We start from the raw sequence: 20364 nt of genomic DNA, 5'->3' as shown, positions 1-20364 counted from the left end.
CATGTACGTCGCTTTATGGCGGCTGTACGTGGGGCACACTTGTGTGCGCCGAGTTCCGATATCCTCGGTCTGTCAACCCGCGTACAGCTGCCACCCATTTGTTTGACAGCAGAGACGTGGCAGCTCCACCGATGTCGGAGTTTGTCATGCTAAAAATCGTCCCAGATCCCCCGCACCACCCCAACCAAACCCTTGAAGACCTTCTTGTCCAGACTTCCGAATATCTAGTCTGCGCGCTGACTATTGCCCAACAAACGGTGCTACTGCATCCCAGACCGCCTGGGCAGGTACTGACCTTGGCCACCATGCATGAGATTGAACACGCCCGGAGCTTGATTGAAGTGGCTTTGAGCAAGGTTCAGTTGAAGCACTGAGGCCTTTTCTTTCAGACGAGCGCCAGTGTTGCTTAGGCGAGGCTGGCTGCTTGGGGCAGCGCATGCCTTGGGAGGTATGGATGAGCGAAGATCGTGCTTCAGTGCTGAAAACGATAGGTGTTGGTGGAGGATCTGGTGCAGGGGATGGTTGGATTTAACACTGAGCGTGGCACAGCTGGATTGCCCTAAGAAACGCCAAGCTTAAAGGAAGCTCAATTTTTGGTCGAAAGCCACTGATTTCTTACGGCTGCTTTCGACTGTGGATTCAACCCATTGCAGCCATTCGCAAATGCTCTGCACGCACTCCCAATCCGCAAAACGGATGACTGCCGCCCGTCATGCGCGGACCTGGTCGAATAACTGTTGCAGAAATACATCGCCTGCCACAGAGTCAGAAAGCAAGTAATGTCCAGACCAATTATCCCTGCAGCCGCAAGGTTGAACTCAGCATACTGGAAGCTTGGGTGAATTTGTTCACTCACGCCTATGACGGGTGACCCCATCCGTTTGAATCCTCGGCGTTTGATCAACTCTTCAGCAATCAATAGCCAACAAGCGTCTGACGACTCGTTAAAATCAAGCGCCAGATGACCATTAGCTGTCCACGGGCCGCTTGGGGCCGAAAGCAGTCGATTGAAAGTCATTGGCTAACCGGCTGCGATGTGCACATCACCGCAAACCCGTTGGCACAACACGCTCTCTAGTGCCAAGCAGTGGTCCCTTTGTTCATCCATAATTTAACGGCATGTTGAAGTCTTCACCTCAAGGACGTCCCATGACCATCCATACCTCCCCTCCCAAGCAAAAACACTTGGCAGTGTTAATCGACGCTGACAATGCCCCTGCGGCAATTGTCGAAGGTTTATTCGAAGAAATCGCCAAGTACGGCGTCGCCAACGTCAAGCGGATTTATGGCGATTGGACTGGCCCGCAGTTGGGTGGATGGAAAAAGGTGCTACTCGACCATTCGATTCAACCTATCCAACAGTTCGCGTACACCAAAGGTAAGAACGCAACAGACAGCACCTTGATCATCGACGCAATGGACCTGCTGTACACCCGACGCTTCGACGGTTTCTGCCTGGTTTCGAGCGACAGTGACTTCACCCGTCTCGCTTCTCGGCTACGAGAAGAAGGTTTGACCGTCTATGGGTTTGGTGAAGAAAAAACCCCCAGGCCGTTCGTGTCGGCCTGCGACAAGTTCATCTATACCGAATTGCTGCGTAGTGAAGTGCTTGTTGCGGCGAGCAATGGGCATGATCGCCCCGAACCTGAGCCACCCGCCGCAATCGAGGCCGTCAAAGTCGCCAGCATGCCCAAGGTAAAAAAGCTACCCAAGGCACCCGTAAGTTTCATTGCAAAGATCTTGGATGACATTGCCGACGAGGATGGCTGGGCTCACTTGGGAGCGCTGGGCACCAACATCAGCAAATTGAAACCTGAATTCGACCCTCGCACCCATGGTTATAAAAAGCTCAGTGAGTTGATCAAGGGGTATCCGGATACGTTTGAACTGCAAACCAGAGGCACGTCGGGCGTGGGTGGTTCGATACTCTATGCCCGGCACCGACAGCCGAACACGTAGCTGTGGTGGTCTAATGATTCCGGACACCCATTTAGGCGGCGAACACATGTACTGCCATCAATTTATTCAACGATGCTGCGTTTCACGCACAAACTCGATCAGCGCCTTTAGCGCTGGCGGTACGTGACGCCGGCTGGAGTAATAGATGAAAAACCTGCTTGGCAAGGCTTTCCAGTCTTCGAGAACTTCCTCCAGTTGCCCCCGAGCCATGTATTCCCTTGCCATCTCCTCATACACGTACGCGATCCCGGCGCCGTCCTTCGCCGCTTGAATCATCATGGTGTCATCTTCCAGTATCAACGGCCCTGCCACGGCCAGGCGCATGGGCTGCCCCTCAGCAAGATATTCCCACTTGTACAGTTTGCCGCTGGGAAAGCGTCGGCCAATGCAGGCGTGCTCAAGTAGCCTTTGCGGTGTGTCCGGTGTCCCGTGTCTGCTGAGGTAACTGGGGGCAGCAACGGTGACAAATCCCTGGGGTGGGCCCACCGGGACGGCGATCATGTCACCAGCCAGGCTCTCGCCGAAGCGCACTCCGGCATCGAACCCTTTGTCGACGATGTCGCTCAACCCATCATCGGTCACCAGCTCCACATTGATACGTGGGTAGGCTGCTGTGAATGGCGCCAGCAGTGGCGCAACGACGAGACGGGCAGCGGGCCGCGATACGTTCAATCGCAGCGTGCCGGTGGGAATTTCCTGTTTGAAGGTCAGTTCATGCAGCGCTTTGGCGACCTGTGCCAACGCCGGAACCAACGTGGCCAGAAGTTGATTACCTGCTTCGGTAGGCGTGACGCTGCGAGTGGTGCGATTGAGGAGTCTGACCCCCAGCTTGCCTTCCAAGGCACGCATGGCGTGGCTGAGGGCTGACGCAGATACCCCTCGCTCGTCGGCGGCTTTACGAAAGCTGTGATGGCGAGCCACTGCGGCGAAGGCGTCGAGTTCGGAAAGGTCGCAAGGGGATTTCATGAATTCAGCTCAGCAGTTCAAACACGATTAGCTATCTTATCGTCGGTAACCTCTCAATGAATACTCTGCGCCTCAATCGACGAGAGGTTTGCATGCAAAAGAATCGGCTAGGTACATCCGAGTTGTTGATTTCGCCAATTGGAATGGGCACTTGGGCCATTGCCGGGCAAGGATGGGAGTTCAGCTGGGGGGCGCAAGATGATGGCGATAGCCTGGCAGCATTGGAGTACGCGGTAGAACGCGGCGTGAACTGGATCGACACAGCAGCCGTATATGGACTCGGCCATGCCGAGATATTGACTGGGCAATTGCTGCGTCAGGTGCCGGCTTCGCGTCGCCCGCTGGTATTCACCAAAGGTAGCCTGGTGTGGGATCCCGAAACCCGTGAGATCTCTCATTCGCTCGCCCCCCAGTCATTGATGAAAGAAATCGAGGATAGCCTGCGTCGCTTGCAGGTGAATGTCATCGATCTCTATCAGATTCACTGGCCAGCGTTCCCGGCCGATGGAAACAGCGAAGGCATCGAGGAGGCTTTGGCGACCTTGGCCCAAGCCAAGGCTCAGGGCAAGATAAGGGCGATTGGCGTGTCAAACTTCGATGTTTCTCAGCTTGAGCGAGCCCGCTCCGTAACCGATATCGCCTCCCTTCAACCGCCGTATTCAGCTTTGATGCGTGATATCGAGGATCAGATCCTGCCTTATTGTGCAACAGCGCAGGTCGGCGTGATTGCCTACTCGACGTTACAATCTGGTTTACTGACGGGAAGCATGACCCGCGAGCGGATTGCACAGCTGTCCGACGATGATTGGCGAAAATCGCGGAGCGCCGACTTCCAGGAACCTCGTCTCAGCAAGAACCTCGCTTTGGTAGAAGTCATGGCAAATATCGGTGCCAGGCATGGGGTCAAAGCGGCGGCCGTAGCCATTGCTTGGGTACTACGTAATCGGGCAGTCTCCGGCGCTATCGTAGGCGCACGCAGGCCCGACCAAGTGAATGGATTGATCGACGCCACGAGAATTCGTCTTAGCCACGCTGAAATAGAAGAAATACGCCCCTATTTACCTGAAGGTATGGGTACAAATGTACCCAGCAGTGTGTCCTGAGCATCTGATACCCACCAGTTGATACGTTGATGACATAGCTTCTATTGCGGGCCGTGCGGATGCCGGTGAGCGATAGGGATCGCGGCCGACAAAACAGGGGCCAACATCGACCGTCCGGGTCGGGTCGATAGCAGCCGTTCGCGACGGACTGCTTGCGACCCATTATAGATAGCCCGTTCCCCCTTCAACAATACTGGTAACGGTTGGCAGGTAGCTGTCAACGAGGGTGGAACATGCATGCCTTTCTTGCCACATCCCAGGTATCGGTGCCGGTACTTGCAGTCAGCGCTCTGTATGGTCCAGTGGCATCAGCCCACTGTCCTTAATCGCTGCGTCAGCTTCTGGTGATGCCAGGTAGTCGAGGAGCGCCTGGGCTGCGGCATGGTGCTGGCTCTTGCTGACGACAGCGCCCGAATACATGGTCATTTTCTGCGCTTCAGCCGGGATCAGACCAACGATGTCGATGCCCTTTACTGGCTTGAGCTCACTTAGCTGTTGGAAGCCGATCTGCGCTTGGCCGCGAGCGATCACTGCGCCGACGGGCTCGGCTGGTATCATGTGAGCCTTGGCCGTGAACTGGTCACCGAGCTGCATGCGAGGGAACAGGGTCTTGGAGAGATATACGCCACTTGCGCTGTCGGAGTAGGCGACAGAGCTGCTGTTCTGCAGCGCCGTGCGCAAGCCCTGCATGGTGCCTATATCCGGCTTCGGTTCGCCTTTGCGTACGGCCATGGCAATGAACGATTTTCCGAGATCTACTCGGCTGGTTTTATCGGCTTGACCGCCGGCCACCAGGTTGTCGAGCGCCGAACCCACCATCAGGATAACATCCGCCTGCTCACCGCGGGCGAGCCTGTTCGGGACGGCCTGCGGGGTCTCCCCCATCGAAGGAGCGGCGAGAACTTCCAGCTTCACGCCAAATTTCTTCTCATAAGCTGGCGCCACTTCCCGGATAGCGCCCATGATGCCGCCGGAACTCAGAACGGTCAGCGTTTGCGTACCACCTTGCACAACGTCAGCAGCCAAGCAGACGAATGAAGTGGTCAAGAGGGCAGCAAAGGACAGCATTCGAAGCATGGGAACTTTCTCCACAGTAAAAGCGCGAAACTTTACCGGGCGAGGAGCACGCTTATGGTTAATCAGTTATTAAGAAAGTTTCACATTTTTATCCGCCAATAGCAGCTATGAGTTGTGGATTCAACCGGTCGTGGATGGCTGCCTCTGGTGATCGGCAGCTCACAGCCAGAAGCGGCCAAATCTCATCTTTGGTGAGTAGATCGGTTTCCAATGTGATTAGATACCGTTAGGAAAGAACTTTCCTGACCATTGAGTAGGGTTTAAAATCAAAATAGTTGACATTTATATTTGACAGTAGCCACTGCACCTTTAGGTAGTCTCTGAAAGCAACAGCTTTTGTATACCTATCACTTATAAAAAAGGAAGGTGCAAGACCACAAAGTATTTCTCTTGCAGTCTCATCAAAGATTGGGGTATCAATCGACATTGCATCTAAAAATGCAAATGAGCCTGCCCAGTGACGGACATGATATATTCCAACCGATGTAGCTCTATAATGCAGTTGATCATTCCGCTCATGCTCTGCAAGATGTATTTCGCGATAGTGTGCGTATGGTCCCTCTCGCGTGGTGCAGCATTCTTAACCTGCAAAGCCGTCAAAGGCATGCTGAGTACCCATAGATTATTGAACTAACCCAAGGGACTTGCAGAGGTACTCACAAGACAAGCGCTTGGATGAAACTGGATGGCACCGCATGAAGCAAGAAGCCCGCACTAGGCGGGCTTCTAAGGGGGGTCATGCTACTGCTTGGCACTGCATGAATCTATTGACTGGTGCGGAGACAGGAATCGAATCAGGCACCTACAGACCAGTAAATTCAGGATATCTAGCAAGCTAAAGCCGGCACTGTATACCTAAACATATACCTAAATCGAAAAGCACCCCGTTAGCGCCGTACTTAGCGGCGATCACAAAAAAGCCCTCCTGAGAGGGCTTATTCTTACGCTTTTTTCGGAGGCGGAGGCGGCGGCGGTGGTACGCGTCGAGGCAGATCCACATCACTCTTGATGTTTCTCATCGGCGGCGGCGGCGGAGGTGGCGGCTTTTGCTCGGACATGAAGTGCTCCTATGGTTGGGTTGATACGTAAATCGGAAGGAAGGAGATCAGTGACAAGATCACAGTGTAGATGACGTTCCTCGACAAGCCGTCCAGCTCGGAGCTTCGTCGATCGTTGTTGGTAGCATTTCTCGTTGCTCCCATGACGTAGTAATCCATCATGGTCTGCATGAAGAAGCTGTTGGCCTGCTCAACGCTTCCATCGTAGTAATCAATGAGCGTCTTTCGGTGGGCTTCTAGCTTTTCTGCCACCGGTATGGCCAAGTCATCGAAACGGACACGCCAGGCCCAGGCGAAATGCCACATCGCTCTGACGACGAAAACCCCTGCCCCTAGGTACAGAATCCAGAAATAGATTCCCGCGGTAGTTTCTGTCGGCGGGGCTTTGGGAAGAAGGTAGGAGAGGAAGCTCAAGAGGGCGACGATCAGCGCGAGCGGCAGATTCAATCTGGAGATCAGCTTCTCTTTCCGATCGGCCTCAGCTAGATAAATTTTCTCATACAGCTTGTACTCCTCGTCATCGGACCTCATGTCTCAGTGGCTCCTTGGCGCTCTGTGTGGCTCGTGGCCATCATCATCTGTGCGCGACTCACTGCCAAGAGCCGCGCCACGAAATCGAACCTCGCCATTTTGTGGCGCGCCCGGAACTAACCGATTGCTGGACAGTTAAATCTCCGGTTTGAGGCACGTAATCCTCCTGACTATGCCTCAGAATAGCCGAGAGCCGTTAGCTTGAAAGATTCACCGCCACGTATGATTTCGACCCAGCCCTTCTCTGCCGCGTGCTCCATACCTGGCTTGAAATCAGCCTCATGGAGGCCCCTTGTACGCCATACCGCAAGAAAGTTTTTGTGCTGTAACACATGGTCTGCTCGGCAGCCAAACCGTTCTACAAAGATGGTCAAAATCTCTCGAGCAGTTGCCTCATGGGAGGGTAAAGAAGCCATTGAAATCTCCTTGGCACGATGAGGGTCGCGCTAACCATAAGTGTGATGAAACCTGAAACTAACGAGGTCGAAGCTTCGCGTCAGAGCTATCCGACGCTTGCCGCAACCAGTTCCGCGATTCTTTGCCGCACGGCAATGATGTTGTCATCCATGGTGGTCAACGCACCATTGACGTTACCCACCACCGCCTCCGATCCCCGCTCGCCAACCCACTTGGCCAGCTCCTCTACTGAGGCCCGCAGTGCGTCTTGGTTGTGAATAAGTCGCTCAAGCACCTCAGCGACGAGCTTTAGCTCTTTCATGGGTGGGTCTCCGCTCGGTCGTACACTGGGCATCCCTGTTTAGGGTCGCTGGACCTGGATTGTCTAAAATCTCAGAATCACATGTACTCTTTTTGCCGCCTAATGAACTGACCCAGCAGCGGAACTGCAAATGAGTACTTGCCGTGACGGTTCTTATAAATCAAACCTGAATCGGCCAAACTCGAAAGCATTTGATTAACGTGACTGCTACTGAAAGGCTTCTCAAGTAGTTCCTTCGATTTGACTGTAACATCTTGAACGGAGAACTCTCCGTCACAATGCTCAAGCTCAGCAATAACCCCAAGCAGCTCACGCTGCCGATCTGTTGCCCTAGCCCATCGTCCAACGAAAAAGTCACTGTCGAGCTTACGCAGAATCTCATCAGCCGGAACACCGACCTGCGCACCGTTATCTATCTGCTGTATGAATACGTCATACACTTCCCTACAGATAAACTGAACAAAATACGGATAACCTCCTGAAAGCTGTCCAATCTGCTGCATTGAAGAATCAGATAGCTTAACCGGACATTCTTGCAGTGGAATCCGAATCGCGTCCTGTACGGCACTCTCGCTTAGTTTGTCGAGCATCACCACTCGGAACATACGCTCAGCGTAGGTCCGCGCTTCAACCAGTTTTGGGAAAAGCGTGGGCAACCCCGTCAGTGCCAACATAAAGGGAATCCCTTTTCGCTGTATAGACTGAAAGACGTCCAACAGCATAGAAAGTGGAAATTGATCTTTCTGCGCATGATCGGATAAGTTTTGCGCCTCGTCATACGCAAAAACTATTCCAGACACACCCAGGTCGGCGATAGCGCTCCAAACGATCTCCAGCACCCGCTTCACTTTGTCTTCCACCAGCCCCGGTGTTGACTCATATATGCTTTGAAGTGTCTGATAGCTTAAAGTTTGACTCACGGTGGATTCAGTTCTAGTGAAACCAATCCCCTCAGAGACTTTAAACTCCCCAACCTTTACTCCTGATGTCACCACCGAAAGATCGGTGAGCAGCCGGGTAGCGATACTGCCCTCATTAAGGCTAGCGCTTTCAGAAAGGTCGGTACCTACCCACAACCACTTGGCTTGCTGAGCCATGGGTTTGAAAGTTTCTAGTAGAACGGTCTTGCCAGTCCCGCGCAGGCCCGTGAGCACCAGGTTCTCCAAGATGGTCTTCTGACCTAACAGGCGCGCAAATTCCTTTTTTTCATCCTCCCGACCTGCGAGGTAGGGAGGCATGTGCCCCGCGCCCGGCTTGAAAGGGTTTTGAAATGCGGCCATGATTAGCTCCAGCTATAAACTTAGAAAGAATACTAAATTTACACCCTGAGCTTTAAATGTCAAAGCCCTTTTGTCGGCTATCACTTGACGGTGGCAAACTCCGTCGACTTAAGAGACTGCGTTGATTTTTCGTTAACCAGTTGCCCTTGACGAGCGCACCCAAATCTCTTGACGGCCGTTGGTCCCACAAAGCCCCCCGGCTTAGCTCTAGCGCTTCTACAACGCGGCTTACAGCTAATCTACCCGAGCACCAGGGGCCCAATCTGTCAAGAAGGGTCAATAATTTCCGTCAAGGCTGGTCAAGGATTCAATATGCTGCGATTCCATGCCATTCCGAGGTGATGCCAAAAATCCTACAGAACCGACGAGGCATACTTCCAGCGGTATTCCATCGGCGATTGCCCCCCCCTTTTAATTCACCCACAAAAAAGCCCCGCGGGGGCGCAGGGCTTTTCGTACAGGATGCTATTCCTGTTATGCGCAGGTAAAAGTCACCGCACCACCGCTGAATACCACTTTACGTGGTTGGGATCGCTCAGGCTCTTGACGTTGAGGCTCGTACAGAGGACGGGAGACCAAGCGGCCGCTTCGCTCGTGATCCTGAGGGGTCGAGGGAGTACCGGCGTGACTCGGTAAGCTTCCTGCGTTCATCAAGTCGTCATAGATCATGGGAGTACCCTGTATGATTGTGTGTAAGTTCTGGCTCATTGAGCATTCTGAAGCCCTCACCGCGCCGCAGGACACCAATATGGGTTCGCCCTCCGACAGTCGGTATACCGCTACCAAACCGCTGCATCCCTGACTGCGTATTGACTAGGAGCTCCACAAACTCAATTGCGTATTGAGTAGAGAGGTCCGAAAACTGAATGTCAGTCTGCGCAGATTCCCAAGATGGAGCTCGGCTTACGCCGGGAAAATCCATCTCAAAACCTTCTGGAATGTTGACCCCACTCTTGGTAAGAGATTCAACCATCGTGGTCAGCGCCTCAGTCGTGGCATCCTGAATCGTTTTGTCGAATTGCAACTGAACCGAATGTCTGACGCCATGATCTACCCCTAGCAAAAGGCGTTCCACGAAGTCGGACTGCCCGGCCCAAGTCGCTCCGCATTGATCTCCATCAGGGAACGTATCGATGCAAGACGGCGCTGTCACATCCAGTTTGAACACCCTCCCGACGTGATCATCTGGGCAGTGTCCTGCTACGATGAACTGTAGCGGCGGAAGAAAATTCCGCAAACTTGGATCAGTATTCTCGAAGTCAACGTCAGTTTCCCATTGAATCCGAATGAACGCCAAGAATTGATTCGCAACCTCCTCAACGCGAGTGAACTGCTCCCCCCGCTTTGAGTAGCAAAAGCGCTTCGCCCACTCGGCGACGGTAAGCCCGCAGAGCGTAGCTTTCCCAGCAGTCACGGCTGCGACAGAGAATCCATCATTCTCATAAAGAGAGAACATCTTGCTAACGCCACCATAAACATTGGTGACAACGCTTCTGACATGACCAACCGGAATGAGTCGCCTTCCCTCTGCATCGACCATCTCATTGCCCTGCACATCCCTAGCAAAACCCATGCCATTTCGAAGAGGGAATGCAGCGGTTTCCACCACGCTCGACAGGCTGTCACAACCCAAAATGATCGCGTCTCGAGTTGCTACAGCGATGTTAATCGTCACTGCTGAACTTCCATGTGAAAAATTAGGCCGGGGAGTATCGCTTTGATATCACTTTGACTGCAAATTCTTATTCGCTATAACTCTCCTTCCAGCCCAGTCTGTCACGAAGACAAATCGTGAAAATTTCAACGCCGGTAATGACTTACACAAAAAATGAAATTTCTTTTCTCATCTCATCAGTCGATACCTCCTTTGGGCGTTTAACAGACGGTACGGTCCAAACCACTAATGGCGCTCACAACGGGGCAGGACATCGCGTTTTGCGAGTTTGCGCGTCATCAGCGTTGCGACGATCCATCCAGAGCCTATCCAACGTATGCTCGCCGCCGTTTGACGAGCTGAGCTCGCAACTCCGCTGATTAAGCCACGTACCAGCCTTCAACCATTTTCTGCGTATTCTTGACGGCAAACAGCTTGAGCCACATGCGGTACCGGCTGAACGCTAAGCGGTCCGGAGCCAAACCCCATCGCGGCCAACCGATCCGTCCAGAGCCTGTCCAGAATTTGCCGCCCATATTTGACGAGGTGGTGGGTATCAGTACCACAGATTCAGCAGCGGCCCAGAACCACCCTAGGTTTGAGTACGATTCACTAGCAACAGCCCGTCTGCTTCTGTCTAGCGCCTGTCAAACATTCACTGCTGAATTTTGACGGTCCCTAAGCTGACGAAGGCGCCAAACCAGGTTGAATGCTCGATGGCATCGGCCCTCGGCGCAATTCCTCCCACCTGTTGCTGGCGCCGATCCGTCCAGAGCCTGTCCAGAATTCGGGCCTGGGCATTAGACGGGATAGCCCGAGCCAGCCCCTCACGTATAGGCCTAGGCCAAGCCCCTTGAGCCCATCAGGGCGGCTGTGCTGGTCGACCACCGTCTATTGCCGTCTAGTGCCGGTCTAGTTCCCCTGGCGATTCTGGACGAGCGTGTGGCCGGAGCAGCCCACCACTACACTGGCAGCCCAGCCATTACGCGCCATGCCGCCAGCACCACCGCGTAACACCAGCGACGACTCGTCCAAAGCTGTCCAAAATCCGTCTAAGGCCTGTCTGGGGTCTGAAACGGTCAGGGCCTTTACTTTGACGGCCTCCAGCACCGTGAAGACCTCAGACGCCCGGCCACAGAGGCTACGGCTATCTGCCTGGCCCGTGATCCGTCAAAGCGTGGTCAAAGTAGCGCCCAGCAATGTGAGACAGCGCCGACCACCAGCTTTACCGGCACGGCCTTGCGTGAGGCCGCGGGCGCCCAGGTCAAACGGTTTTCGTCTCATGCCCGTCTCACATTCCGTAAAGGCCCGGTAAAGGTACAGGCAAGGCAATCCATCATTGCTCATCAACAGGCTTGGTATCGATGACGGTAACGTTTGTAGATATCCGGAGTAGCTTTTGAACTTCAGATGCCGAATAACCCTTTGCGTGGAACGACTCACCCGCCTCTGTATAAATGATTACTTCTCGGCTTTTTCTCGCCTCAATCCACGCAACCACAACCTTCGCGATTGCATTCCAAGGCATCGCGTCAGACAAAGCAGTAATAGCTTCGACAAGCCCTGAGTTTTGAGGAGCACTTGAAAACATACGAACGGGGTCATGAGGAATACCAGCCTCGTCCAACGCGGACAAGAATGACTCCGCGCCGTGTTTGAAAAGCGTTAAGCGAACCACCGCACATTCCTGAGTGCTCATCCTATCCTCGCTTGCTGATTTGAAACGACTGTCGCGTGACTGCAGTAACTGCTGGCGTGGATAGTACTCGATGCCGTGCTGTAACGTGGAAACCACAGTGGAAACCAACGTCCGGCAACCTCAACATTTCTCAACAGGCAGGACGCCCAGGTTCGCGCCATGGTGGTTGCGAACGGCTGTGCGAACCCAGGGTGCGGACCTGCCCAGTACGCACCCCGGAATGCGTACCAGCGGTGCGTACTATGACGGGCTTCGCGCACTGCGCATGCGTGAAGATCGTGCGTGAAGCGCTGCGCGAAACAAGCCCGGCACTCCTTGCTGGAACCGCCCGTTTCGTGGATACCTCGGTGGATACCGGGCGCCAGCGATCTGACAAGAACCAACCTACGTGCCGGCGCCTGGGCCAGGCTGGACGTTGACAAATGTTGACATGGGAACGGCCCCGGGCCGCTGCCAGAGACCTCGCCCAGGTAGCAAATGTTTGTGCCTGGCAGGGGCTGGCCAACCCTCAATCCTGTTAACAATTGTCAAGGTTCCAGGCTGGCGCAGAGTGTGTCGGTGATGACCAGTAACCACGCCTGGGTGGTTACCAGAGTTGTTGCCGGGCGGTGCCCGCGGCGGCCTCACCGAACACAAACGAACCTTTGAACTGCGGAAAAATACAGCTCGTCAATGTCGAAACCCATAATGAAAGGATCTTGGCAGCCCTGTATACGGTAGAGGTAGGTCAGATTGCACACGGTCTTCGCTGCGAGCTTGATGATGTCGTCGTGATGAACTTGGTTAGCCTGATGCTCATATGTGTATCGGCTGCGTGTGAATAGGTCGCTATTTGTCCTTAGCGTCTGCAAGTCATGCTGATTAAACAGGTAGTTGCGAATCTCAGGGTCTAGCGCTTCAGCAAACTGAAGCAAGCCATGGCCATTTGAGCCTTTTGGCAGAAGGCCTCTGTCAAACTGATAGCTTTCGTTCAGCGCGCCTGGATTTGCTGTGACAACAGCGAAAAAGCTTTTGAGGCAGATTTCAAGGGAGAGAGCGGAAAGGACGCAGGTCAAGCCCATACGCTGATCAGCCGCTGTGGTCCCGATAGAATAGTAGTCGTAAGCCGTTTCAATCATGTAGGGCCTGAAATCGACCGTGGGTAGACCTTGAACATCAGGGCAAAAGCGTAAGTCCATTCACGTGATCCTTGGTTGATTGCGAAACTTTCTTGCGCAGCGAGACAGACGTTATGATCCTAGTCTCGCGCCACGTCTCCGCTCAAAAACCGGACCTCCCATTGCAGTAGATCAGGTTCGCGCGTTTGGGGTTGCGAACCAAAGTGCGAACCAGCAACGTCAGGCACGGCGCGAGAATCTACGAACAAGCAAACGCCGCCCGAAGGCGGCTGTCTGCCTTTTACATGGAGCTCGGGCGGATGTCGTTCCCATTTTGGGTTCCAGTGACTCTGAACCGCTGTACCTCTCCAACCCGCAAGTCAGTTGCCATTTCCTTCAGCGGCTGGCCAACCTGCATGGCGCACAATCCACTGCCATCGGCGTCACCCGCAACCCCAACGATATGACGGCCCGACTGCAGATGAAATCTTGCAACCTCCCCCGTATCGATACGCGCGGCCTTTTTGCCGTCGATGACAATCGTGGCGAAGCAGCCGCCAGACGCCCAGTAGCCGTTATCTCGCGTAATCACCAACATGCCCCCACCTTGCACCTCGGCTTGGTGTGCTAGAGCCCGATTTGCTGGTACGTTCTTGGCTGTGCCTGGGTCGACTGGGGTGCTTGAGCAACCAGCCAGGAATGTGATTGATGCAGCAGCGAGCAAGGTCCTGAGCATGATTCGTCCTCTGAATTGATTCGAAGACTCTACACCAGGTCGGCTACACCTTGTCTTCGGCATAGATCCCGGCGCTGATGATCGCGCCGCCCCACCGCCGATGGCCGATGCAGATAGGCACCGGGTTGCCGCTGGCTGTGGTGTTTTTTGCACTCCCAAACGCGTAGCTCGGGGTGTTCTCTGGGGCAGCGCTGGTGCTCAAGCCCCTTACCTGTGGGCTGAGCATCTGCACCACCCCGCCAGCCGCCAGCGCGATACCTGGTGCCATCGTGGCACCTCCGGTGAACGGACTGGCTATGATTAGGGCGATCCCGACGATGGTCTGCAGAATGCCCGCTCGCTTGCTCCCTTGGACGACCGGCACAAACTTGAGTTCACGTGCTCCCCCAAGATCGAGTTCGTCCTCACCGATGTTCTTACCATTCTTGAAGACTGCGAACCGAAGCCCCTTTAGCTGAGCATCGGCAATGTCTTTGGCAAACCCGGGGAAGTTCGCGTCCAACGCCCGCACTGCCTCCCTCGGGTCGCCTCGCCCGAGAAGCAAGTTGTACTCTTTGCCATATTTTTTACCCAAGAAACCGCCGAGGATAATTCTTGTTTTTGGGGTGTAGTTGATCGCTAAAGTGGACATTAGACAGCCTCCTGAGCTGGGTTAGTGGAAGACGGAACATTGAGCCGGCAAGCCAGCAGAGAGCGCGACATGCGAGCTTGGTCGCGGATCAGCTGCTCCCGCTTCGGATCTGGATTCCATGTCGCGCAGTGGCAGACGGAATAAGCCCTAGCGCCGCGGAATGTGCCGCGGAGCAAATCAGCAGAAATTCGGGCTTCGTCCTCGGTGAAGAAGGGACCGTCGATTTCGACGTGCTTACCATCCCGGACATAGCGCACATCCCACACGTCGTAACCGCTGATGGCCTTCGAATTGTCGGCGAAGTCGGTGGCCTTGCAGGCCTCTGTGAATCGTTCTTGGAACGTGGTCATAGATCGGTTTCTCCTTGGTATTGATCGTTCATGGATCTCTCTCTCGCATGGGCGCCACTGGCGCTGGTCATGGGCTGGTGCCCGGTGGTGTTGCTCTATGTCGCGCCACGTTTTCGCGCAGTTGCGTTTCGTGGCGCGGCCTATCCAATCAAGTTGCAAAGAATTGCCTCAGACTCCGCCATGTCGTTGCGCTGGCTGGCGATCAGGTAGCGGAACACCGCCAGCGCTTCGGCCTTATCACGGGGCCGGATCTGCGCCAGCAGGCCGAACACAAACCAGTCCCGTGCTGTTGCATCGGGCGGCCCGTCGCTGGCGTCCCGGTCCGCGGCGTGACGTAGGCGGTAGAGCTGATCCCAGTAGCCCAGCTCGTACAGGCAATCAGCCAGGGTGTGCGGCAGCAGCTCAGGGTGGGCGTTGAACCTGGCGGCTACCTGGCCCTTATCGAAGTCACCGAATTGGCCGGTAGCCTCCAGCCCGCGCAGCGCCTCGATACAGAACGTTTCCGCCACGGTGTCGGCCAGCAGGTCGTCACCGAAGCGGGCGGCGCCCTCCTGTCGTAGGTGGTGCTGCTCGATGGCCCGGCTGGCCAGCGCCTCGAGGTCAGCGAAGCCGAACGACGACATGGCAGCGAACAGGTGGCCGGGGTTTGCGACCACCAGGTAATCGCGGTACCGCTTCTCCAGCACATCGAGCGGCGTCCTGATCTTCTTGGCGCCCTCCATGGCCCGGTCAATGAGAGCGGTTTGGCCGGTACTGATGATCGAGCGCAGCCAGAGCACCGCATCCACCTCCTTGTCCCCGGTCACGACCTCCTGCGCCGGCAGCTCGGGCACGCTCGGCAGGGTCTCGGTGCTGGCGCTGATCGGCGGCAGGGTGAACATGGCGCGGTGCTGCTCGTTGTCGCGGAATGCCCCGGAGCGTGAAACCAGGGTCTTCACCGTTCCCAGCGGCAGGCCGGTCGCTTCGGCCACTTCGCGCAGCGAGTGACGGCGGCGCAACTCCAGCACCAGGTGCCGCTGCTCATCTGAAACCCGTTGTTTCGTCTTGGCGGCTGAATCCGCCTGTTTCATTGGCGTGGTCATGGCTCACACCACGCTCAGCTTGGGTGGCAACTTCGGCCCGAACGGTGCCCCGGGTGCGAAGGGATCGGGCAGCAGATGCTTGGGGCACTCCCTGATGAATTCCGCCATCGCCGCATGGCACGCGTTGAACAGCGGCGCGTCATTCCACTCTTGCCCCCGGCGTTCTGCGCTGTCCTCCAGCGCATGGGCGAACACCAGGTCTTCCAGGCTGGTGAAGCCCTCCCGCCTGGCCTGCTCGCGCTCAACGGTGTTAACGCTCAGCAGGTCGCACATACGCTCGAACCCCAAGGCACCGGCCAACCCGTCATTGTCGAACAGCAGTGATTGGCCGAACCCGGCCAGCGCGGCCAGGGCCTTGCTGCGTTCGTCCTCTCGGTGCGCTTGAGCCTGCTGCTCCAGATCGGCAATGGCCTGGCGGGTGAACGGCAAGAACGCTTTCAGCTTGCCTGCCTGGCGGCGCATGGCACGTTGCTCATCGCGGACCGAATCGAGGTTGCGGTTGATGTTGCGGCAGATGCGCCGGGTGGTGATGAGCTGCGTGCTGGCGCTGGCCCCTGGCTTCAGGGCGATATCGCACAGGCGCATTGTCTGTGTGGGCTTCATGGGTGGGCCTCCATGGGCGTGTTGTCGTAGGCGGTGCGCAGCTCGGCACCGGTCAGGCAATGGCGACCACCAGGCGCATAGCAGCCCCGGCAGGTCATAACGTGGTTGATGTACCGGTCACGGGCCTGGCGCCACTCGGGCGTGGCATTGGCGGCGTTGGTGTACGGGCTGGACGGCAATTGCGCGGGCTCAACCAGCACCAGGCGTGGGCGGTCCTGGGCGTGTTTCGCCACGGATGATTTGCCAGCGCCAGCAACGTTCGGCGGCATGTGATTGAGCAGGTCGGCAAGGAGGCTCATGGCGTCACCTCTCCCTGATTTCCATAACGCCCAAATGTATCTGTGAAAAAAATTGGGGGGAACGGGGGAACGCGGGGAACGCCCAGGGTTTCCGGGGCCTCCAGCGGGGGTACGTGTTCCCCACCCGAAAAACTGGGGAACAGTGATAACCAAACTTCAGGAACAGCATCGGCGCTTATATTCAAAAACATGTTTGTGTTCCCCCTGTTCCCCAACACTTCAATAAGGGGGAACGGCTACAGCCCCCGGACTTACTAGCTGTTCCCCCGTTCCCCCTGTTCCCCACGTTTTTAGGTTCCTGTGGATTCGGGCATTGGCGTTGGGTGGTGATGGCGGTCATAGGCCACCGCCTTCGCTGTCCATGGCGTCGGGGTCGATCACATACAGGCGGGCAGACCCACCAGCAGGCAGGCGATATTTCTTGGTCCTGCGGCTGTCTCGGTCGGTGTCGTGCTTGGCGATTGCGCCAGCGCCCTCCAGTGCTTTCACTACACGCGCCAATCCGTGCCCATGGGCTGCCTCGGTCAGCGCGGACTTGTTGAACAGGTAAAGCCGCTTGGTGCCGGCCACCTCCCAATACCCAGCACGGTTGAACACCTTGGCGTCTGGCGTTTGGTCTTCCACGTCCGAAAACCGGCTGCTGCCATGTTTGTCGATGAAGTCGAGGATGCCCGCCAATATCTGGCGGTCTTCGGCATTGCCGCTGCCCACCCGGCTCAGCCACTCGCCGTACAGCAACTGGCAGTCGGCCAGAGCGGTGCCCGGCGTCCAGGGCAGCAGGCCGTAGGCAATGGCCATTTCGCCCGCCAGCGCGATCACCGCGAAGCGATCTGCCACCCGCCCGGCCTGGGCGTTGTCTTCGACGAACTGGGCGCGGATTCCGGCGAAGTCCTCCAGCAGGCCGGGGCGGTCATCGCTGGCCAGCAGCTTCTCCACGAAGGCCGGCCCGATATGCCCATGGTTCGCTCCTACGGCCACCGTGAGCTGGCGGTGGAAGTCGGCGCCCTCCAGGCCGTGCAATTCATCGAAGGCGCGGTGTGTGCGGGTACCGGCGTTCACGTCCACCATGCGCAACTCAGCACCAGCATGGGCGGCGTTACCGCTGATGGCCGCGTGCTCAGATAGGGAGCGCTCGCCGCTGGATAGCGCCAGGAGGCGCCAGCTCAGTTTCCCGCGGGCTTCCCGATCGCGAGTCATGGTGCCCTTGCCCTGGCCGTTGGCGAGCGAGTAGGCCATCTCCTGTACGCGCTTGGGGTCGGCCCGCTTGATCTCGTCCAGGGGCAGCATGGTGTCGTTGCGGCTCGACGCCTCAATCTCCAGACCACCCTTGGTCATGTCCCATGACGCGGCGAATATGCCGGGGTCGCCCCATACCGACGAGCCGATCAACTGAGCCAGCGACTTGCCGCTGGAGCTATCGCCCACCAGGTGAACACCGCCACCCAACACGCCCACCAGGCTCAGTAGCGGGCCAGCGAGGGCGCAGCCGATCGCCAGGGTCAGCACCGGGTTTCCCTCGCACTTGGCCGCCACTTCGACCTTCCAGCCGTCCAGGCTCCCGCGCACGCTGAACAGGTTTTGGCCCTTGGCGCTGGCCTGATAGCGCACCTTGTCGCTACCAATGGTCCGCCCAGGCAGCACAAAGGCGCCTGACTCATGCCAACCGGGGCGGCAGGTGGTAGCGAACACCTCGGCGGGGCGCTGGTCCAGCAGGTACTCCATGAACTGGCCGCGCTTCTTCAGGGCGATGATGACGCCCATGCCGAACAGCGTCCGCCTGGCGTCCTCTCCGCTACCGCCGAACACCTCCATGGGAATGATCCACTCCTTGGGGCCGCTGTCGGTGAGCAGGCGCAGAAACCGGCCCTCGCTGCCGTCGTCGCTGTTGGTGGTGCGAGCGGCGACAGTCACGGGCGTGGATATCCACTCGTCAGTGATCGGGCGGTCGGCCTTGTCGTCGTCGCCGTCATCGTCGCTGGCGCTGCGCTTGAAGCCGTGCCAGTACACGCCGGGCTTGAGCCTGCGGCCTTTCTCATTGGTCACCCAGTGCTCATACACGCCCCAGCACGGGCGATCAGGCTCGACCTTGGGCGCCTCGGGCCGCAGGTTGATGACGTTGTTCTCAGGCGGGCGCATGGCGGTACCTCCAGGCGGCGAGGTCGTTGAAGTCGGAAAGGGTCAGCGGCGCATCGGCTGGCCACTCGGGGAAGGTCACCAGGCCGCCACACGCGGCAGCGGCCTCATGGGCGGCGGTGCGCCCCGGATTGCCCTTGCCTTCGGCTTCGGTCTGGCGGTCGTCGTCGCCGGTGACGATGATTTCTGAGCCGGGGTAGTCGGCCCGTAGCGCCAGCGCCACCGGTTTCAGGTTTCCGGCGTTCATCGCGCAGGCGACGGTGTAGCCGCTTTCGTGAAGCGTGGCACCCGTGGCCCAGCCTTCGCAGATGCACAAAGGCTTGCCCGGTGTGATGCGTCCCAATGGCGAATAGACGCCCTTGATGCGCCCGCCATACAGAAAGCGCTTGTCGCCGTCCGCGGCGATTCGTTGCAGGTTCACCAGCACGCCACCCGCATACAGCGGCACCAGCAGGTCGTCACCACGCTGGCGCAGGCCGTGGGAGCGAATACCCTTGGCGACCAGGTAGGGGTGGTCAGGATCAGCGCGGCGAGCGTCACGCCACCAGCGTTGAGCCTTGTTCGCCGCTTTGAGCTGTCGCCGTTGCCGTTCGGCCTCACGCTGACGCCGGGCCTGCTCGATGCGCTGGCGCACCTGCTGGGCTTCGCGGGCATCCACCGGCTCACGGCTACACCAGGTACTGGTGCCGCCCGTCTTCCAGCTCCCGAACGCACCCGAGGCGATGCCATCGGCAAACAGGCAGTACCAGCCGTTTAGGGTGCCGGACTTGTCGCCGGGGACGTGGAAGCGGTGAATATCGCCATCGTCTAGGGGCAGCCAGTCGAGCGGCCCATAGACCGACTGGAGCGCTTCACGGAAAAGGATCGTGGCGCCGGTCATGCGGCCCCCTGCGGCGGTGTGAAACGCTGGGCCAGCCGTTCCAGCTGGTTGGTCAGGCGCTCCAGCTCAGGGCAGTGACGGCCCGCGTCACCCTCGGCAAGGCGCAGCTCCAGGAAACCCACCAGGGTTTCCACCAACAGCGCATAGCTGGCGCTGTCGATGTGAGCGCCAGCAGTGGGTGGGCCACCGGCACCCTTGCGGCGAATAGGCGTGACCTTACTCATGGCTCACGCCCTCTCGATCAGCGCCAGCGAAGGCCCGGCAGACCTGGCCATTGTTCACCGTGTGCCAGTAGGTCAGTTCCTCCAGCGAATCGACGAGGCAAGCCGTCACCATGGCGTCAGCGCTACGCAAGACTACGCGCCCGCATTCGGCATCGGCCTGGCTGAGGAATGGCCCGAGCACAGCCCTAGAAGCCTTGGGATGAGTAACGTAAAACAGCTCGGTGGCTTTCTTCAGGCAAGCCGATCCCGTCGGCGCTGAAGCACCATTTTGAAGTTTCATGGTG

At 57.1% G+C, this 20364-nt stretch carries 21 protein-coding genes; 3 read left to right on the top strand and 18 right to left on the bottom strand.

Going from position 1 to position 20364, the window contains the following annotated elements:
• The first annotated feature begins 146 nt into the window (after positions 1 to 146).
• Entirely contained in the window at positions 147 to 374 is a 228-nt protein-coding gene (locus NLX68_RS21255; protein WP_254285679.1) for a hypothetical protein, read from the top strand.
• 775 nt (positions 375 to 1149) lie between these two features.
• The gene (locus tag NLX68_RS21250) at positions 1150 to 1959 is read left to right on the top strand and encodes an NYN domain-containing protein (RefSeq protein ID WP_036996880.1); all 810 of its coding nucleotides are present in this window, start codon (positions 1150 to 1152) and stop codon (positions 1957 to 1959) included.
• Between the two features lie 66 nt (positions 1960 to 2025).
• Here the strand turns inward: NLX68_RS21250 and NLX68_RS21245 are convergent, their stop codons facing one another.
• The gene (locus NLX68_RS21245; RefSeq protein ID WP_254285678.1) at positions 2026 to 2925 is read right to left on the bottom strand and encodes a LysR family transcriptional regulator; all 900 of its coding nucleotides are present in this window, start codon (positions 2923 to 2925) and stop codon (positions 2026 to 2028) included.
• Between the two features lie 92 nt (positions 2926 to 3017).
• On the opposite strand from NLX68_RS21245, the gene NLX68_RS21240 reads away from it, so the two are divergent.
• On the top strand, positions 3018 to 4028 hold the full coding sequence (locus NLX68_RS21240) for an aldo/keto reductase (RefSeq protein ID WP_026001168.1): 1011 nt from the start codon (positions 3018 to 3020) through the stop codon (positions 4026 to 4028).
• Between the two features lie 282 nt (positions 4029 to 4310).
• Here the strand turns inward: NLX68_RS21240 and NLX68_RS21235 are convergent, their stop codons facing one another.
• The 17 genes from NLX68_RS21235 to NLX68_RS21155 form a co-directional block, all read right to left on the bottom strand.
• Entirely contained in the window at positions 4311 to 5105 is a 795-nt protein-coding gene (locus NLX68_RS21235; RefSeq protein WP_254285677.1) for a substrate-binding domain-containing protein, read from the bottom strand.
• 1067 nt (positions 5106 to 6172) lie between these two features.
• Complete coding sequence (locus tag NLX68_RS21230) at positions 6173 to 6694, bottom strand: hypothetical protein (RefSeq protein ID WP_254285676.1); 522 nt, start codon at positions 6692 to 6694, stop codon at positions 6173 to 6175.
• 502 nt (positions 6695 to 7196) lie between these two features.
• Positions 7197 to 7412, bottom strand: a complete 216-nt coding sequence (locus NLX68_RS21225) for a hypothetical protein (RefSeq protein ID WP_254285675.1) — start codon at positions 7410 to 7412, stop codon at positions 7197 to 7199.
• Between the two features lie 77 nt (positions 7413 to 7489).
• Positions 7490 to 8692: an ATP-binding protein gene (locus tag NLX68_RS21220; RefSeq protein ID WP_254285674.1), complete on the bottom strand. Its 1203-nt coding sequence runs from the start codon at positions 8690 to 8692 to the stop codon at positions 7490 to 7492.
• Between the two features lie 658 nt (positions 8693 to 9350).
• Positions 9351 to 10367 (bottom strand): hypothetical protein, encoded by a 1017-nt coding sequence (locus NLX68_RS21215; protein ID WP_254285673.1) that lies wholly within the window; start codon positions 10365 to 10367, stop codon positions 9351 to 9353.
• Positions 10368 to 11682: 1315 nt separating this feature from the next.
• On the bottom strand, positions 11683 to 12045 hold the full coding sequence (locus NLX68_RS21210) for a hypothetical protein (RefSeq protein ID WP_254285672.1): 363 nt from the start codon (positions 12043 to 12045) through the stop codon (positions 11683 to 11685).
• Positions 12046 to 12668: 623 nt separating this feature from the next.
• On the bottom strand, positions 12669 to 13223 hold the full coding sequence (locus NLX68_RS21205; protein ID WP_254285671.1) for a hypothetical protein: 555 nt from the start codon (positions 13221 to 13223) through the stop codon (positions 12669 to 12671).
• A gap of 220 nt (positions 13224 to 13443) precedes the next feature.
• On the bottom strand, positions 13444 to 13740 hold the full coding sequence (locus tag NLX68_RS21200; RefSeq protein WP_254285670.1) for a hypothetical protein: 297 nt from the start codon (positions 13738 to 13740) through the stop codon (positions 13444 to 13446).
• A 181-nt stretch (positions 13741 to 13921) separates the two neighbouring features.
• Entirely contained in the window at positions 13922 to 14509 is a 588-nt protein-coding gene (locus NLX68_RS21195; RefSeq protein WP_254285669.1) for a tail assembly protein, read from the bottom strand.
• The gene (locus tag NLX68_RS21190; protein WP_254285668.1) at positions 14509 to 14859 is read right to left on the bottom strand and encodes a hypothetical protein; all 351 of its coding nucleotides are present in this window, start codon (positions 14857 to 14859) and stop codon (positions 14509 to 14511) included. The genes NLX68_RS21195 and NLX68_RS21190 overlap by 1 nt, the downstream gene beginning before the upstream one ends.
• A gap of 140 nt (positions 14860 to 14999) precedes the next feature.
• Positions 15000 to 15941 carry a hypothetical protein gene (locus tag NLX68_RS21185; RefSeq protein WP_254285667.1) on the bottom strand — a complete coding sequence of 314 codons (942 nt, stop codon included), beginning with the start codon at positions 15939 to 15941 and terminating at the stop codon, positions 15000 to 15002.
• Between the two features lie 3 nt (positions 15942 to 15944).
• Positions 15945 to 16544: a hypothetical protein gene (locus NLX68_RS21180; protein ID WP_254285666.1), complete on the bottom strand. Its 600-nt coding sequence runs from the start codon at positions 16542 to 16544 to the stop codon at positions 15945 to 15947.
• Positions 16541 to 16843, bottom strand: a complete 303-nt coding sequence (locus NLX68_RS21175) for a hypothetical protein (protein ID WP_254285665.1) — start codon at positions 16841 to 16843, stop codon at positions 16541 to 16543. The genes NLX68_RS21180 and NLX68_RS21175 overlap by 4 nt, the downstream gene beginning before the upstream one ends.
• 336 nt (positions 16844 to 17179) lie before the next feature.
• On the bottom strand, positions 17180 to 18979 hold the full coding sequence (locus NLX68_RS21170; RefSeq protein WP_254285664.1) for a DUF927 domain-containing protein: 1800 nt from the start codon (positions 18977 to 18979) through the stop codon (positions 17180 to 17182).
• Positions 18966 to 19856 (bottom strand): toprim domain-containing protein, encoded by an 891-nt coding sequence (locus NLX68_RS21165; RefSeq protein ID WP_254285663.1) that lies wholly within the window; start codon positions 19854 to 19856, stop codon positions 18966 to 18968. The genes NLX68_RS21170 and NLX68_RS21165 overlap by 14 nt, the downstream gene beginning before the upstream one ends.
• Entirely contained in the window at positions 19853 to 20080 is a 228-nt protein-coding gene (locus tag NLX68_RS21160; protein ID WP_254285662.1) for a hypothetical protein, read from the bottom strand. The genes NLX68_RS21165 and NLX68_RS21160 overlap by 4 nt, the downstream gene beginning before the upstream one ends.
• Positions 20073 to 20360, bottom strand: a complete 288-nt coding sequence (locus tag NLX68_RS21155; protein ID WP_254285661.1) for a hypothetical protein — start codon at positions 20358 to 20360, stop codon at positions 20073 to 20075. The genes NLX68_RS21160 and NLX68_RS21155 overlap by 8 nt, the downstream gene beginning before the upstream one ends.
• Positions 20361 to 20364: the final 4 nt, after the last annotated feature.

This window comes from Pseudomonas sp. SBB6, assembly GCF_024213215.1.
Lineage (GTDB): Bacteria > Pseudomonadota > Gammaproteobacteria > Pseudomonadales > Pseudomonadaceae > Aquipseudomonas > Aquipseudomonas donghuensis.
This window is presented reverse-complemented; position numbering and strand designations above follow the sequence as displayed.

Excerpts from the sequence above, each read along its gene's own strand:
- NLX68_RS21255 (WP_254285679.1), top strand. The coding sequence starts at position 147 with ATGCTAAAAATCGTCCCAGATCCCCCGCACCACCCCAACCAAACCCTT.
- NLX68_RS21250 (WP_036996880.1), top strand. The coding sequence starts at position 1,150 with ATGACCATCCATACCTCCCCTCCCAAGCAAAAACACTTGGCAGTGTTA.
- NLX68_RS21245 (WP_254285678.1), bottom strand. The coding sequence starts at position 2,925 with ATGAAATCCCCTTGCGACCTTTCCGAACTCGACGCCTTCGCCGCAGTG.
- NLX68_RS21240 (WP_026001168.1), top strand. The coding sequence starts at position 3,018 with ATGCAAAAGAATCGGCTAGGTACATCCGAGTTGTTGATTTCGCCAATT.
- NLX68_RS21235 (WP_254285677.1), bottom strand. The coding sequence starts at position 5,105 with ATGCTTCGAATGCTGTCCTTTGCTGCCCTCTTGACCACTTCATTCGTC.
- NLX68_RS21230 (WP_254285676.1), bottom strand. The coding sequence starts at position 6,694 with ATGAGGTCCGATGACGAGGAGTACAAGCTGTATGAGAAAATTTATCTA.
- NLX68_RS21225 (WP_254285675.1), bottom strand. The coding sequence starts at position 7,412 with ATGAAAGAGCTAAAGCTCGTCGCTGAGGTGCTTGAGCGACTTATTCAC.
- NLX68_RS21220 (WP_254285674.1), bottom strand. The coding sequence starts at position 8,692 with ATGGCCGCATTTCAAAACCCTTTCAAGCCGGGCGCGGGGCACATGCCT.
- NLX68_RS21210 (WP_254285672.1), bottom strand. The coding sequence starts at position 12,045 with ATGAGCACTCAGGAATGTGCGGTGGTTCGCTTAACGCTTTTCAAACAC.
- NLX68_RS21205 (WP_254285671.1), bottom strand. The coding sequence starts at position 13,223 with ATGGACTTACGCTTTTGCCCTGATGTTCAAGGTCTACCCACGGTCGAT.
- NLX68_RS21200 (WP_254285670.1), bottom strand. The coding sequence starts at position 13,740 with ATGTTGGTGATTACGCGAGATAACGGCTACTGGGCGTCTGGCGGCTGC.
- NLX68_RS21195 (WP_254285669.1), bottom strand. The coding sequence starts at position 14,509 with ATGTCCACTTTAGCGATCAACTACACCCCAAAAACAAGAATTATCCTC.
- NLX68_RS21190 (WP_254285668.1), bottom strand. The coding sequence starts at position 14,859 with ATGACCACGTTCCAAGAACGATTCACAGAGGCCTGCAAGGCCACCGAC.
- NLX68_RS21185 (WP_254285667.1), bottom strand. The coding sequence starts at position 15,941 with ATGACCACGCCAATGAAACAGGCGGATTCAGCCGCCAAGACGAAACAA.
- NLX68_RS21180 (WP_254285666.1), bottom strand. The coding sequence starts at position 16,544 with ATGAAGCCCACACAGACAATGCGCCTGTGCGATATCGCCCTGAAGCCA.
- NLX68_RS21175 (WP_254285665.1), bottom strand. The coding sequence starts at position 16,843 with ATGAGCCTCCTTGCCGACCTGCTCAATCACATGCCGCCGAACGTTGCT.
- NLX68_RS21170 (WP_254285664.1), bottom strand. The coding sequence starts at position 18,979 with ATGCGCCCGCCTGAGAACAACGTCATCAACCTGCGGCCCGAGGCGCCC.
- NLX68_RS21165 (WP_254285663.1), bottom strand. The coding sequence starts at position 19,856 with ATGACCGGCGCCACGATCCTTTTCCGTGAAGCGCTCCAGTCGGTCTAT.
- NLX68_RS21160 (WP_254285662.1), bottom strand. The coding sequence starts at position 20,080 with ATGAGTAAGGTCACGCCTATTCGCCGCAAGGGTGCCGGTGGCCCACCC.
- NLX68_RS21155 (WP_254285661.1), bottom strand. The coding sequence starts at position 20,360 with ATGAAACTTCAAAATGGTGCTTCAGCGCCGACGGGATCGGCTTGCCTG.